The sequence below is a fragment of the Pseudomonas sp. S3_A09 genome (assembly GCF_054668065.1).
Window position 1 is genome coordinate 4,125,819 of record NZ_CP162752.1, and the last position, 14,627, is coordinate 4,140,445.

Below are 14,627 nucleotides of genomic sequence, written 5' to 3' on the forward strand. Positions count from 1 at the left end.
TAAAACGAGAGGTTTCATGAAACCGCGCCTGCATTGTGCCCGCCTAGCCCTGTTCCTGTGTGGCTGCGCGGCGTTTCTCAACCTGTATGCCACCCAGAGCATTCTGCAGACCTTTGCCACGCAGTTTCACATCAGCGCCAAGATGGCGGGGTGGAGCATCACCGTGACGACGCTGGCCGTGGCGATCACCGCGCCGTTTGTCAGCCGGCTGACCGGACGCTTCGAGCAGCGCACGGTGATCAGCGTGGCGGCCTTGCTGCTGGCGGTGCCGGCGCTGATGACAGCCTATGCCGACAGCTTTGCCGAGGTGCTGGTGTGGCGGTTTGTCGAAGGGATGCTGATCCCGGTGGTGTTTGCCACCAGCGTGGCGTATATCGGCGACCGCTGGAGAGGTGGCACGGTCACCGAAGTCACCAGCCTGTACGTGGCGGGCACCGTGTTGGGTGGGTTTGCCGGACGCTTTGTCACGGGGGTGATGACCGAATACGCAGGCTGGCGCGAAGCGTTTGAATTGCTGGCGGTGCTGAGTCTGATGGTGGGCGGGTTTATCCAGTTCCTGTTGCCTGCCAGCCGTGGGCGATCGTTGAGGGGGGAAGCCGCTTTCTCGACGGTTTTTCGTAAGCCGATGTTGGCGGCCTACGCAGTAGGTTTTTGCGTGTTGTTTTCCCAAGTGGCGGCGTTTACCTACGCAGGTTTGTACCTCGGATTACCGCCCTTCGGCCTGGGGCCTGCAGCGTTGGGGACGCTGTATACGGTGTTTCTGCTGGCACTGATCGTGATCCCCATCGCCGGCCGCCTCAGCAAGTCCCGGCCTCACGCTGAACTGCTCAGCGTCGCTGCCGGGCTGGGCATCAGCGGTTCAGCGCTGACGCTGGTGCCCTCGTTGTGGTGCATCGTGGTGGGCCTGGCCCTCAGTTCTACCGGGGTGTTTCTCGCCCAGGCGGCGGCCAACGCCTTCACCGCCGCTACCGCCGGCGACAACAAAGCCGGCGCCGTGGGCATGTACCTCACGTGTTACTACCTGGGCGGCAGTTGTGGTGCGATTGTCCCGGCGTTGATCTGGGAGCGTTGGGGCTGGGCCGGGTGCGTGACGCTGATTATCACCTTCCAGATACTGACCTTGCTGATCGCCCTGACCGGCTGGAAGCCCGTTAAACCTGAACTGATCCCGACACCATGAATCACGCCGTCGCCATGCCTGTTTCCACACGCCGCCGCACGCTGATCGCCGGGTGCAGCGCCCATGCCGTGCATGATGGTCTTACCGATGTCATCTACGTGCTACTGCCGATCTGGCAGGCGCAGTTTGCGCTGTCCTACGCTCAGATCGGGCTTTTACGCGGTGCCTATTCCGGGATGATGGCGGTGTTCCAGCTCATGGCCAGCCGTGCTGCGAAACGCTGGGGACGTGTGCCGATGCTGGTGGGCGGCACCGCGCTCGCCGGTGCGGCGTACGTGTTGGCAGGCCAAGCGACCGGGCTGACGATGTTGTTAATGGCACTGATGTTAGGTGGCTTGGGCGCCAGCACTCAACACCCGTTGGCTTCTTCGATGATCAGCGATGCCTACGAGGACGGCGGTGGAATCAAGCAGGCACTGTCCCAGTACAACTTTTCCGGCGATATCGGCAAAACCCTGGTTCCCGGGCTGGTCGGTCTGTTGCTCACGGTCATCAGTTGGCGCGCCAGTGCCACGTTCCTGGGATTGCTGGGGTTGGCTGCGGCGGGCCTGTTGTGGTGGTTGATTCCCAGCCAGTCGCGCACCTCGGTCGCGCCCCAAAAAACCAAGTCGCCCATCGGAACCGGCTCCACCAGGGGCCTGCGCGCGCTGATCCTCACCGGCACCCTCGACAGCGCCGTGCGCATGGGTTTTCTCACCTTCCTGCCGTTTCTGCTGGCCGCCAAGGGCGCCGGCACTGCTGGTATTGGCCTGGCCTTGACCCTGCTGTTTATCGGCGGCGCGTTCGGCAAATTATTCTGCGGCTACCTGGGGGCGCGCATCGGCATGATGAGGACCGTATGGCTGACGGAGAGCAGCACGGCCTTGCTGATCGTCGCTGCGGTGTATTTGCCGCTGACTGGGCTGATGGTGATGTTGCCGCTGTTGGGGCTGGTGCTCAATGGCACGTCTTCAGTGCTTTACGGGGCTGTGCCGGACCTGGCGGGAGCCGAGAAGCGCGAGCAGGCATTTGCCGTGTTCTACACCGGCACGATTGGTGGCGGAGCGTTGGCGCCCGTGGTGTTTGGTGGCGTGGGCGATGCGTTGGGCGTGCCGGTGGCGGTGATGGTGCTGGCGGGGGTGTTGTTGGTGACGTTGCCGTTGGCGTGGGGGGGGGCAGCGGGGGATGGCTGAGCCGGATTGACGCTCGCGATTACACAGTGCGAAATCGATCCATTCGAACCTGGAGGATAGGAACGACCTCAATACCTGCACCGCCTTAAAAGGACGCATCCAGCGTAAACGGAATCCGCAATGCGCCAATGGGGCCTTCCCGAACTCCGCACATTTCATCGTGCACGCACTGTTGCACCAGCACACAGGGAAACGGCGGAACCCGTTGCAACAAGTCGCGCAAGTGCGTGGTGGAGCGGATGCGCAGCGGCTGGTTATCATCGCCCAGCAACGTCATTTCGACATCATCCAGCCTGACACGCGCGATATAGAAGCCACCCTCCAGCGACTGCAACTGCAGCTCGCGAACTTCTCCGTTTACCGCCCATTCAGTCAGTTTCTGCAGATGCATGATTCACCTCCGTTGCAGGTCATTCACTGGCGACGAAAGAACAACGTGACCTGGCCCCATTCGACGCCGAACTTGGTCATGCTGGAGCGATTGATCAGGGTGTCTTCGTCCATCAGGTACATCCAGTCATCAAAGCTCACCTCGTAGACAGAACCGTCTACCGGCAGGTTGAGTCGGTAGCGCCAACGCAGCGCGTTCCCCGCGACCTCGCCGATGGCCTCGCCGACCACATCACCCGCCCGACCGCGCCAACGCCCCGGACCGTCGGGTGTCAGCGTCCACACCCGCCGCTGACGCGTGCCGTCGCTGTACAGGAAGCGTTCGTCGAGAATCAAGGCGTTACCTTCGCGCCGGCTGGCTATATCTACTTCAAAACGCTTGGCCACCTCGCCCGAGCGCTTCTGGAAAATCCCCCAGGCCTTGACGGGTTTGCTGAAGAACCGCTCCAGGTCCAATTGCGGTTGCTGGTCAGCGTAGTGCTCGACGCCTACGTTGGCGCAACTGCTCAAGCTCAACATCAGCAACAATGAAACCAATAGACGTGTCATTGCTTGGCTCCTTGATCGTGCCTCGGCGCGTTGCAGTGATAGTTGTACAAAAATATTAATTTGTACAGGTATGTCCGACAGGCATGACTGCTACCGTAAATCGCAGCCACAAAAAAACCGGTCTCAAAGGACCGGTTTCTTTAGGCATCCCCCGTCAAAAACAACCTGACGTGGAACGCGAATTTGAGTGGAGCGGGTAGAGGGAATCGAACCCTCGTCGGAAGCTTGGGAAGCTACTGTTCTACCATTAAACTATACCCGCTCAGAGCGGCTGACTTTGTACCAGATGTTCGCCGGGATTTGAAGTTTTTCTTCAAAAATGTGTGGGTTACAGGTGTCACACAGGCGGACTGACCCAGTGTAGGAGCGAGCTTGCTCGCGAAAGACTCAAGCGCGCCGCGTTCCTCCAGGAAGCGAGCGTTATCCTTGACGTTCTTCGCGAGCAAGTTTGCTCCTGCAAGGGAGCGTATTTCAGAGTGCGAAGGCATGCTGTGTCTGGCCCTGTTGATAGCGCAACCGGCTGACCTGCCGCTCCGGTTTCAAGAAGCCCACGACTGCGTCCCGACTATCTCGGCACGCCGCCTTGTGCTCCATATCCAGGAAATGCCCCGTCGCCTGAATGGTGCTGAAGCTGCTGTTCGCCACGTGCTGGCCAAACAGCTTGGCGTCCTGGGCGCTGGTGTATTCGTCCCATTCACCATTCAGAAACAACACCGGAATGTCGATCTGCCTGGCCGCCTTGAGGTAGCACAGGCGATCACTGTTCAGCACATGGCTGATGTGAAAGTGCATCTGCCCATATTCATGTTCGGCCAGACTGCTCACGTGCCGGTAGTTGAAACGCTTGAACAATGACGGCAGGTGTTTGCCGATGGTGCTGTTGACCAAATGGCCGACGCGGTCGCGGTCGAGGTTGCCGAGGTAGTCGACGCCGCGTTCCAGGTAGTCGCGCATCGGTGCGTTGATCACCGGCGAGAATGAGCTGATCACCGCCTTTTCCACGCGACGAGGGCGGTGGGCAAGGGCGACCAGGGCAGCGGCACCGCCCCAGGAAAAGGACAGTACGTGTTCGGCGGCGAAGTGGTCGATGAGCTCAAGCAAGATCTGGCCTTCGATTTCCTTGGTCAGCATCTGCTCATGACGGTTGTGGATTTTGGAGCGGCCAGCATAGGGCTGGTCGTACAAAACCACATTGAATTGCGGGTACAGGCTTTTCACGGTTTGGGCGAAGGATGCCGTGGTGGCCATGGAGCCGTTGACCAGGATGATGGTCTTTTCAGCAGCGTCCGCGCGATAGAACTCCGTGTAAACCCGATACTGACCCTGTATATCCAACACAGCGATTTCTGGCCTCATGTCGTAAGACTCCTGGCAAGCGGGTAGGGCGCGCAGATCACTCTGCACGAGCTTTGTGACAGGTAGGCATACGCCTGGAAAAGGAGGCCCATGTCGATCCAATGACGGCTGGCCGACGGGTGTTGTTAGGGCGGGCTGTTTGCCGGGAAGGCCCGTGGATCAAGCGCGGGCGGGGCAAGGTGTTTCTTGGAGGTTATAGGCGACTCGCCAGTCATATTTGAACTGGTGATCCTGATTCAAGCAGCAGAGCGGGCACCTCGCAAGGCGGTGAAGCGGTTTTTTGCCATCACCGGCTGAACGGTCATCAGACCATTCGGATTTCGTCGTCGGTAAGTGCTCGATACTCACCCGGTGCAAGGGCGGCATCCAGCACCAAGGGCCCCATGCGCTCGCGATGCAGGCCGACGACCTTGTTATCAAAGTGCCCGAACATGCGCTTCACCTGGTGATAGCGCCCTTCGATGATGCTCAGCCGCGCAGTTCTCGGTCCCAGCAACACCAGTTCGGCGGGTTGGGTAGTCAAATCTTCGAAGGCGAAATACAGGCCGCGGGCAAACGTTGCGGCGTAGTCCGACCCGATGTCCTGCTCGGTCTCCACAAGGTAGACCTTGGGCAGTTTGGTCTGCGGCTGCGTCAGGCGACGCGACCATTGGCCGTCGTTGGTGATCAGCATCAGACCGGTGGTGTTGAAGTCCAGGCGACCGGCAATGTGCAATTCATCTTTGTCCGGCTCATCGAGTAAATCCAGCACCGTCGGGTGTTGCGGATCCGCCGTGGCGCTCACGCAACCCTGGGGCTTGTGCAGCATGAAATAGCGTGCCGGTTTGCCCGCCTGCAGCACCTCATCGTCAACGCATACGCGGCTGAATGCGCGCACCTCATGATGGGGATCGCTGACCGCCACGCCATCGACCGACACCCGCTGCTCAACCAGCAACAGGCGCACTTGCTTGCGATTGAAACGCGGCAGGTTACTGAGGAAACGATCGACCCGCATTACGTCGGCTCAACGCCACGCAGTTGTTCATCGACCTGGGCGCAACGCGGGCACAGGCAAGCCTTGTTGCGCAATTCGTCGGGCAAGGCCTGGAGGACTGCCGGGTCGATGGTGACGCTGTAGCACCAGCACGCCTGGTCGACCGTACGTGGGTCAGCCAGGGAGCAGTCGTTGCGGGCGCCGCAGGCGGGGCAAAGGGTTGGCGTGGTCATGGGCAGGTTCAGGTTGGATCGGGCAAGGTTCCGGAGAATCCCGGTATGCCTTGTACGATACAGGGCCGCCCCTGCCCAGGCTACTTAGAGCTGGAACTTGCTGACCAGTACGTTGAACGAAGTGGCCAGGCGCGACAGGTCCTGGCTGGACGCGTTGGTCTGATGGGCACCGGCCGCGGTCTGAGTGGACAAGTCCTGGATGTTCAGCAAGTTGCGGTCCACTTCGCGGGCCACCTGGGCCTGCTCCTCCGAGGCCGAGGCGATCACCAGGTTACGCTCATTGATCTTCGCCACACTGGCGGTGATTCGTTGCAGCGCTTCGCCGGCGTTCTGCGCGAGGGTCTGGGTGTTGTTGGCCCACGTCAGGCTCTTGTTCATTGCCGCGACTGCATCGTCGGCGCCGGTCTGCACATCACCAATCATCTTTTCGATATCGACCGTGGATATCTGGGTGCGGTGGGCCAGCGCCCGCACTTCATCGGCGACCACCGCGAAACCACGTCCTTGCTCACCCGCGCGGGCGGCTTCAATGGCCGCGTTGAGGGCCAGCAGGTTGGTCTGGTCGGCGATGCCGCGGATCACATCGATGACCTTGCCGATTTCTCGCACTTGGCCGGCGAGGTCTGCAACCGATTGTGTGGAGTCGTTGATCTCGACCACCATCGAACTCATGCCGGACACTGCCTGCTCCACTTGCTGGCGGCCATCTTCGGCCTCGGTGGTGGCCTGGCGCGAGGCTTCGGAGGTGGAGACGGCGTTGCTGGCCACTTCGTCCACGGCGGCGGTCATCTGGTTGACGGCGGTGGCTGCTTGTTGGATTTCATCGTTCTGGCGGGTCAGGCCGCGGCTGCTTTCATCAGTGACCGCACTCAGTTCCTCAGCCGCCGATGCAAGTTGGTCGGACGCGTTGGCGATTTCCACGAGGGTGCTTTTCAGGCCGCCTTGCATGTCCGACAGCGCCATCAGCAGTTGCCCGGCTTCGTCGGTGCGCTCGGTGATGATGGCCTGGGTCAGGTCGCCCTGGGCAATGCGTTGTGCGCTCTGCACGGCTTGAGCGATGGGACGGGTGATCAGGCGGGTGATCAACACACCGATGATGATCGCAATGAGGAAGGCCAGCACAATGCCGCTGATCATCCACGTCAACGCGCTGTTGCGCAGCTCATCGGCGGCGACCGCGCCTTCCTTGATCTGGCGGTTATTGGACTCGATCATCACGCGGATCAGCTCACGCGCCTGGCGGAACAGTTCATTGTTGCTGGTGTTGAGCTGGGCACGGGCCTGGTCGACTTGGCCGCCATCGAGCAGTGCCATGATGCGTTCGGAACTGCTGATGTAGGTGGGCCAGATCTGGTCGAGTTTGTCGCCCGCCGCCCGTTCGTCATCTTCCAGCGGGGTTGCGCGGTAGGTGGCGTAGGACGCCTGACTGCGCTTGAGTTCCTGGGCTATATCCTGGCGCACGCGGTCGCGATCCTGCGGGGAGACGTCACCCTTGCTGGCATCCATCAAGCGGTACAGGCCGCGGTTGTGGGCCACCAGGCCGTTGAGGGTGGCGGCCGTGTTGCTCACCGAAACCAGGTTGTTGGAAAACGTCAGTTCCAATGCCGTGGAGAGGCGAACCACCCCTTTGATTCCCAGCAGGCCTACCGCTAGGGTGACCAGCGCACACAGTAGAAACGAGAGCAGCAGTTTGGTTGAAATCTTCATGGGTCAGGTCCGAACAGGGTAGCGAAGGGCGCACGCTAGAGCCTCCCTGGCTTTGTGCGATGTCATAGTGACATCATCGCAATTGAGAAAGTTGCGAGCCAGACAAATTTACTGAACCGATAAAGCTGGCGCAGATGTATCAAGCTGTTGCGAAAACGCACCAGATTCCGTTTTTGATGTCAGATGTCTCGTCATTCAGTGAAAGCTGAATGCCGCCCTCCCGCGTCGCTGGAGGCGCTCTTCCGCGGTCCAGGAGGCCGCCATGTATCGACGACTGCTGCTCAGCGCTTTACTCGGTCTGACCCTTTCCGCTTGTGTGCCTTATTACGATGGAGGCCAGAGCTACTATCGGTCCGAGGTCTACACATCACCGGCGCCGGTGTATTACTACGGTGGTGGTACGGCGTACCCGTATCGGCGTGACTACTACCCTGCACCGCGCTATTACGCGCCACAACCGCGCTACTACTCAGCGCCGCGTTATTACCAGCCGGCCCCGCGTTATTACGGACCGCGCGCCGGTTACCGGCCTTACCCGAACCAAGGCTGGGGCGGCGGTAACCGTTGGGGGAATGGCGGGCACGGCCGCGGTTCCGACCATGGAGGTGGTCGCGGCGGTCACCGTTGACACGTCTGCATTGCAAGCGGCGCACGAAGCGCCGCTTTTTTATGGGCAACTGCTAGTAATCGGACAGGTCGGCCAGGGGGTGGCGACCTTCCCAGGCCTTATTGAAATGCGCCTGCACCACCGCATCCGGAATCGCGTTGATATCCGGCCAGTGCCAATGGGGCGTCTGGTCCTTGTCGATCAACCGCGCACGCACGCCTTCGCTGAATTCCGGGTGACGGCAGCAATTGAGGCTTATGGTGTATTCCATCTGGAACACTTGGGCCAGGGACAAATGCCGGCCGCGCTGGATCTGTTCCCACACCAGGTGCGCGGTCAACGGGCAGCCTTCGCTGAGCGTCTTGCCGGCCCGGCTGAACAGCGGGTCAGCGTGTTCGCGCAGTTGGCTCAAGGCCCGCCAGGCACAGCGCACATCGCCTACGTCCAGCCATTCGTCGATCTGTGCCCGGCGTGGCAGCCATTGTGCCTGCGGTTGTTGCTCGACAGCTTCCTGGGCCAACGCCTTGAGGAGGCTGTTGAGCTGCATTGAGGTTTGCTCCTGCCAGTTCAGTTGTAGCAGGCCGTCGAGCAGTTCGTCTTGCTGGTCGTCGCGCAAGAAGCGGTCGGCCAGTCCCAGGTCCAAAGCGTCGCGGCCGTTGATATGGGCGCCCGTGAGGCCCAGGAACAACCCGAGCTTGCCTGGCAGCCGCGACAGGAACCAACTGGCGCCGACGTCCGGGTACAGCCCGATGCTGATCTCTGGCATGGCCAACCGACTGCTCGGCGTGACGATGCGCACCGCCGCACTTTGCAGCAGGCCCATCCCACCCCCCAGTACGTAGCCGTGGCCCCAGCAAATCAGCGGTTTCGGGTAGGTGTGCAGGCGATAATCAAGGCGGTATTCCGCCGCAAAGAACTGCGCAGCCAGGGGCGGGACAGCGCCTGGCTGTTCCCTCCAAGCCTGAACCAGGCTGCGCACTTCACCACCGGCGCAAAATGCCTTGGGGCCGTTGCCGCGCAGCAGCACGCAGACAATGTTCGGATCCTTGGCCCAAGTGTCCAGGCGTTCGCCCAGGGCGAGGATCATCGGCAAGGAGAGCGCATTGAGGGACGTTTCAGCATCGAGGCTGGCGATACCGATGCGGGCACCGTCGCTGCCGGTCAGTTCTTCGAAGTGCAGGTTCATCGTGACCTCAATCGATACGTTGAAGGATGAGTATGATCGCTTCGTAGGAAAGTGTCGGTGGTGTGTCAGATCAATTGACAAGCGGGGTCGGCTTTCCTAGGGTTCGCCTCATTCTTTTTGACAAGACCATTCAACCATGACCGAAGACGACCGTATCAAACTCGAACCCAGCTGGAAACACGCCCTGCGGGATCAGTTCGAGCAGCCGTACATGGCCCAGCTGCGCGAGTTCCTGCGCCAGGAACATGCCGCCGGCAAAGAGATCTACCCGCCCGGCCCGCTGATTTTCAACGCGCTCAATTCCACGCCGTTGCATAAGGTCAAAGTCGTGATCCTCGGCCAGGACCCGTACCACGGCCCCGGCCAGGCCCACGGCCTGTGCTTCTCGGTGCAACCGGGTGTGCCGGCGCCGCCGTCACTGGTCAATATCTATAAAGAGCTCAAGCGCGACCTGAACATCGACATCCCCAATCACGGCTACCTGCAAAGCTGGGCCGACCAGGGCGTGCTGATGCTCAACACCACCATGACCGTCGAGCGCGCCAACGCCAACGCCCATGCGGGCAAGGGCTGGCAGTTCTTTACCGATCGGATTATCGAGGTGGTCAGCGAACATCAGCCGCATCTGGTGTTTTTGCTCTGGGGCGCTCATGCCCAAGGCAAGCAGAAGCTGATCGATGCCACCAAGCACCTGGTGCTGACCTCGGTGCACCCGTCGCCACTGTCGGCGTATCGCGGGTTTTTGGGTTGCGGGCATTTCAGTCGCACCAACAAGTTTCTTGAGCAGAATGGCGAGACGCCGATCGAGTGGCGGTTGCCGCCTGTCTGATGGTTGTGCGGGGGCAAGTTTCCCCCGCTCCCGCAAGTCATTGTTTGACGGTGCTTTGGTCGTGCGTTTCACGCAAACCAAGCACTTTCGGCCCGGCCGTACCTGTTAGTTCTGACAGTATCCGTTTCGGCTTCAATCGCATTAACTCCTCTCTCTGGTCTCTGTAACCGATGGCCAATAACCCTCACTGAGGCTTGCCGAGGAGAGTAGACATGCCAAAACCTGAACCCATTGGAGTGACAAACGCCGGCATTCTGGAGTTGCACGCACCGTTGGCGCCTGACTCACTGGATTTGATGCCTGACGATGACGGCCGGAAAATACCTGTGTCGTTTCAAAGCACGGGACTGCGCGTTGAGGTGCCTGAACTTCCGCCCGGCAGTGATAGTCTCGATCCGGGCGATATAACGGTATTCAAGTGGTATTGGGATGACGCTCTGTTTGAGACCAAAAAGCTGGAGGCGCCCTATGACGAATCCGACCTGCCTGATGTCGATGCCGTGGTGCCTTCGTATCTTATGGATGTCGGCGGGCTGCATCGTCTGAAATACGAAGTGGTCTTGAGAGAAAGCAGCGGCAACCCTGGCGTTGCCTCATTCATAACCCTGTTGGACAGCGACAGGGTCGGCCCGAATCAGGGGCAGCGCGGACCGCGGTTGCGGTTTTCTGCGCAGATCGATGCCGAAGGCGTCACCGACGCATACCTGGATGATCCAGCCAATGGAAATCAGGTGGTCGGCACTATCGCTCCTCTGTGGTTGGACGCCCGTTTAGGTGACGTTGTCGAGGGTTATCTGACCCTATTGCCCTTCCACAAACCTGCGCGCAAACGTAGCCGCCGTCTGGACATTGTTGCCACGACAGAGATCACACAAGAGCACAAAAACGGGACTCGACCTGTTGAATTACATTTTCCCGGCGACTATCTGCGCGGGTTGAAAAATGCCGAGTACAACGGCCTCTATTATCTGCGCGACCGCTCGGGCCGCGAGTCTGGCCCTTCCCTTACTTCCCCTCTATTGATCAGTTTGACGCCGACGCCCGTCGAGCTGCGTCCTGTTCAGATACCTCAATTGGCGGACGGCCTGATAAACCTCGATGACGCCCGCCAAAAACCGGATGGCGTGTACATGCAAATCCTCGAAGTATACGGCGCCGCGCCGGGGGATTTTTTGCATCCTTTCTGGGACCGTATACCCCTGGCTTCTATCCAGATTACCGAGATTCAGGCGTGGCCTATCACCGTCCGCATTCCGTATTCAGTGTTGGCCAGTGGCGGTTATGAGTACACACCAGGGGTGATCCGAGCAGAATACAACTGGCAGCGGGGGACTGCGCCCGCGAGGCCTTCGGCCACCCGGTTTGTTCCGGTTAACCTGACCGTGGCAGGGGATGTGAGCCCTGACAATCCGAAACCGACCAACCACTTGCTGCCGGTGGTGACCGTCAAAGGTAAAGATGGTGACAACCAGTTGAGCGTGAATGATGAAGGGCTGCGCGTACGTGTGGTGGCCCCTCTATACAACAATCCGAAACCAGGTGAATTGCTGGAGTTGATGGCGGGCACCCATCCAGGACCGATTGCGACGTATGAAGTGAAACTGGGGGACACGGCCGGGAAGGAAGTCGAATGGTTTGTCGACTGGGCCTTCATCGAGATTCTGGCGGGCGGGCTGGTTCCGTTCTTTTATTGGACCTTCAACGGCGTTAACAGGCAGCGAGCACGGGATACGCCGGTATTAATCAACATCATCCCGATTGTGGGGTTGAAAGACCTCGAGTATGTCGGGGTGACCTACGACACAGGCCCGGATTCCGGGTTTATCAGTTGCTCTTTGCGGCCGTGGGTTAACGGCGTGGGCGTCAAGATTCCTGGGGATGAGAGCCGGTTGGCCCCAGGCGATGAGCTGAAATTACACTGGGCCAGTTATGCGCATCCCGCCGGCTTTTCCGGTGCGGTCATCCCTGAAACCATCCAGACCTTTAAGCATACGCTGACCGGGAATGAACACCGTGACGGATATACCTTTCAGGTGCCGTTCGTTCCGTACATCAAGGCACCCGGTCTGGTAGAGCCTGCGCCGGGCCAGACTGAGCCTCGCCATGGCTCGGCTGTCGCACGCTACCAGGTCATCAGGCCCTTTGGCGCAGGCATGGGCTATTCCGGTCGCAAGTTGGTGTACATCAAGTTGACTCGCCTGGCTGGCCAGCCGCCTTGTCTTTCGGATGATTAAAACGTTGCATAACTGTCAGATTTGACAGTTATGCAACCTTCTCAAAGTCTATTCAATGAACGAGACATCATCAGGTTTGTGAAGCCATACCAGTTGAACGTCAGTTGTTTCCTTGAGTAATGACAGCCGGGTGTGTGGTCAAGCATGCCTTGTATACCCGGACAGATACCTATCCTTATCAGGAGTTAGAGTTATGTCCAGTAATACACAGAAACCCATCAACAAAAGCAGCGTTCAAGAGCTAGGGCCTTTGGAGGACTGGGAGGACCCCATCGAGAACCCTTCTTTTTCGCCGCCGCCAATTATCGAGGGTCTGTTACAGGCTATCGTGGGTGATACGCACCGTGATGTAGTGCCGCGGGCGCTGCAACAGACGGGTTTGGTGCTGCAAATACGGCCTTGGGAGCGCGGGCTTTTCAATGCGTTCGAGCCGCTCACCGTATTGGTTAATGACCGGCCTGAATTCATCACGAGCTTTGAAACCAGCGTCAATCTACCTGATCCTGTGGTTATCAACTTGGGGCCTCGAGATGCGCTTAAAGAAAATGGGCTCAAGGACATCAGAGTCGTTGTGGTTAACGCAAGCGAAAACGTCATCAACTACAACGTCAGGCGAGTGTATGTGGATGCACGGGATCCTAATGGTAATAAACAGCCTGCCCCGCTTGAATTTGAAAACTATGGCGCGGAACTCACCCCCACATACCTAGAGGGTAAGCTGGGTCTGGAATGCACCATTCCCGAGCCTGCAGAGCGGCGGGGCGGGGACAAGTACAGTATTCATGTGGGCACCTCCACGACGCACATTGAAGGTGACGTCCCCTTGACTGGCGCCATTACGGCGATCATCCCCACTGCAGTGATCCTGGAAAGAGCCGGTACAATCGAGAATACCTACCGGCTAATTGATCGTTCAGGAAACCAGACGAACCTCTCTGATCCGGCCTATGTGCGCGTAAGGCTCAACAATCCGCCGGTGTTCGGCGCTATCAGAGTTTTGGAGGCGCCGCTGGTCGACAAAGAAGAAGCCCGCAATGGTGCAACAGTACGGCTGGAAAGCATTACAGGCCACTTGCCCACGGATTTCCTGAGAGTGACGTGGGGAACGGTAGAGATCTACAACCAATCCATCGGCTCGATCAGTGGGCCGATTGATATTCCCGCCCGTTATGCTGCCATTGCGACGGGTGGTAGTTTTTACACTGCTGATATTCAGCTTTTTGTGGATCGCGCTGACAGCCCCACCTTCCCGTCAGTCGTCGTTCAAGTGGATGTCGACCTGCGTGAGCCAGGTGACAGCCAAAACCCCGGCCCAGGTCCTGTGGATCCGACGCTCGCCATGCCCGTACTGTTGGGCGGCGGGCCTCTGCCGCGTCCAGACAACCGTATCTCTGAAAAGGATCGTGGCTTTGATGCAACGGCTACTCTAGCGTTGCCTGCGGGATTGACAACGGGCGACTTCATCGACCTGATCTATGGCCCCAACGGAGATGTCGCGTCCACCTATGCCGCCACAGGCTCGGAGCCAGCGGGTTTTCAGGTGCCTTTTACCGTTGACTGGACGCTCATCGAATCGTTTGGCAATAGCTCTGCCCTCCCGATTTATTGCAAGATCCGCGATGCGATCAACTACAAACACACCCCGACTCAAAATGTGGTGGTTGAAATTTTCAATCTGGCGGGGTTGGCCGATCCTAGTTTCAACAACGCAGCAGTCTTGCCATCTCACCCACATGCCGGTTACTTCATCAATTGTTCACGGAGTCCATGGCTGGGTGTTCCAATCAAAGTCCTGGACCCGGCGATACTCCAAGTGGGGGATAAGGTCAAGATCGAGGCCTACCGATACGCCTATGTCCCCGCTGGAACGCCTCTCGGCGCACCTATCGGGTCCCCGGTGATAAGTGCTGATTTCGATATCGACAGTAGCCATGTAAACCTGGGCTTGATCGTGCCTTTGGATTTGAGCGCCTGGTTCAGGGACTATACGGGTACCTCAGGTCGGGGCTATGTCGGTGTGCGTTGGACACTCTTCCGGCCGTCCACAGGGGATCGTGGGAATTCCATGGAGGTCAGGGCGCTTTGGGACCTGGTTGCTTCTGGCACACCTCCTACCTGTGTGCCAGGCGCAACACGCCGTAGCGGGACACTCTGATTGCCTTGGCCCCACTCGCCTTTGTGAGGCGGTGGGGCCTTTTACTGCAACAA

Annotated in this window: 13 protein-coding genes and 1 tRNA gene; 6 read left to right on the forward strand and 8 right to left on the reverse strand. The window is 59.2% G+C overall.

Going from position 1 to position 14,627, the window contains the following annotated elements:
* Positions 1 to 16: 16 nt before the first annotated feature.
* Together AB4N92_RS19195 and AB4N92_RS19200 are read left to right on the forward strand one after the other, a co-directional pair.
* Positions 17 to 1,180: an MFS transporter gene (locus AB4N92_RS19195; RefSeq protein WP_236267570.1), complete on the forward strand. Its 1,164-nt coding sequence runs from the start codon at positions 17 to 19 to the stop codon at positions 1,178 to 1,180.
* Positions 1,177 to 2,352 carry an MFS transporter gene (locus AB4N92_RS19200; RefSeq protein WP_460127902.1) on the forward strand — a complete coding sequence of 392 codons (1,176 nt, stop codon included), beginning with the start codon at positions 1,177 to 1,179 and terminating at the stop codon, positions 2,350 to 2,352. The genes AB4N92_RS19195 and AB4N92_RS19200 overlap by 4 nt, the downstream gene beginning before the upstream one ends.
* An 85-nt stretch (positions 2,353 to 2,437) precedes the next feature.
* On the opposite strand, the gene AB4N92_RS19205 is transcribed toward AB4N92_RS19200, so the two are convergent.
* From AB4N92_RS19205 to AB4N92_RS19235, 7 genes are all read right to left on the reverse strand, one after another.
* On the reverse strand, positions 2,438 to 2,743 hold the full coding sequence (locus AB4N92_RS19205) for a DUF6482 family protein (RefSeq protein WP_010212252.1): 306 nt from the start codon (positions 2,741 to 2,743) through the stop codon (positions 2,438 to 2,440).
* A gap of 23 nt (positions 2,744 to 2,766) precedes the next feature.
* A complete protein-coding gene (locus tag AB4N92_RS19210; RefSeq protein WP_042570705.1) occupies positions 2,767 to 3,291 on the reverse strand; it encodes a DUF3833 domain-containing protein in 525 nt (174 codons plus the stop codon).
* A 188-nt stretch (positions 3,292 to 3,479) separates the two neighbouring features.
* A tRNA-Gly gene (locus AB4N92_RS19215) sits at positions 3,480 to 3,553 on the reverse strand.
* Between the two features lie 209 nt (positions 3,554 to 3,762).
* The gene (locus AB4N92_RS19220; RefSeq protein ID WP_021491042.1) at positions 3,763 to 4,647 is read right to left on the reverse strand and encodes an alpha/beta fold hydrolase; all 885 of its coding nucleotides are present in this window, start codon (positions 4,645 to 4,647) and stop codon (positions 3,763 to 3,765) included.
* Between the two features lie 304 nt (positions 4,648 to 4,951).
* Positions 4,952 to 5,644 carry a pseudouridine synthase gene (locus AB4N92_RS19225; protein ID WP_010212245.1) on the reverse strand — a complete coding sequence of 231 codons (693 nt, stop codon included), beginning with the start codon at positions 5,642 to 5,644 and terminating at the stop codon, positions 4,952 to 4,954.
* Positions 5,644 to 5,856: a cysteine-rich CWC family protein gene (locus AB4N92_RS19230; RefSeq protein WP_010212244.1), complete on the reverse strand. Its 213-nt coding sequence runs from the start codon at positions 5,854 to 5,856 to the stop codon at positions 5,644 to 5,646. Before AB4N92_RS19230 ends, AB4N92_RS19225 begins: the two co-directional genes overlap by 1 nt.
* 84 nt (positions 5,857 to 5,940) lie before the next feature.
* Positions 5,941 to 7,563: a methyl-accepting chemotaxis protein gene (locus tag AB4N92_RS19235; protein WP_010212243.1), complete on the reverse strand. Its 1,623-nt coding sequence runs from the start codon at positions 7,561 to 7,563 to the stop codon at positions 5,941 to 5,943.
* 262 nt (positions 7,564 to 7,825) lie between these two features.
* Between AB4N92_RS19235 and AB4N92_RS19240 the strand changes: the two genes are divergently transcribed.
* Positions 7,826 to 8,191, forward strand: coding sequence for a hypothetical protein (locus AB4N92_RS19240; RefSeq protein WP_010212242.1), 366 nt, complete (start codon positions 7,826 to 7,828; stop codon positions 8,189 to 8,191).
* A 52-nt stretch (positions 8,192 to 8,243) separates the two neighbouring features.
* On the opposite strand, the gene AB4N92_RS19245 is transcribed toward AB4N92_RS19240, so the two are convergent.
* Positions 8,244 to 9,356, reverse strand: coding sequence for an enoyl-CoA hydratase/isomerase family protein (locus tag AB4N92_RS19245; RefSeq protein WP_236267673.1), 1,113 nt, complete (start codon positions 9,354 to 9,356; stop codon positions 8,244 to 8,246).
* Between the two features lie 136 nt (positions 9,357 to 9,492).
* On the opposite strand from AB4N92_RS19245, the gene ung reads away from it, so the two are divergent.
* The 3 genes from ung to AB4N92_RS19260 all read left to right on the forward strand — a co-directional run bounded on the left by ung (position 9,493) and on the right by AB4N92_RS19260 (position 14,574).
* Positions 9,493 to 10,185: a uracil-DNA glycosylase gene (gene ung, locus AB4N92_RS19250; RefSeq protein ID WP_047541439.1), complete on the forward strand. Its 693-nt coding sequence runs from the start codon at positions 9,493 to 9,495 to the stop codon at positions 10,183 to 10,185.
* 212 nt (positions 10,186 to 10,397) lie between these two features.
* Positions 10,398 to 12,419, forward strand: coding sequence for a hypothetical protein (locus tag AB4N92_RS19255; RefSeq protein ID WP_021491040.1), 2,022 nt, complete (start codon positions 10,398 to 10,400; stop codon positions 12,417 to 12,419).
* A gap of 193 nt (positions 12,420 to 12,612) precedes the next feature.
* Entirely contained in the window at positions 12,613 to 14,574 is a 1,962-nt protein-coding gene (locus AB4N92_RS19260; RefSeq protein WP_010212238.1) for a hypothetical protein, read from the forward strand.
* Positions 14,575 to 14,627: the final 53 nt, after the last annotated feature.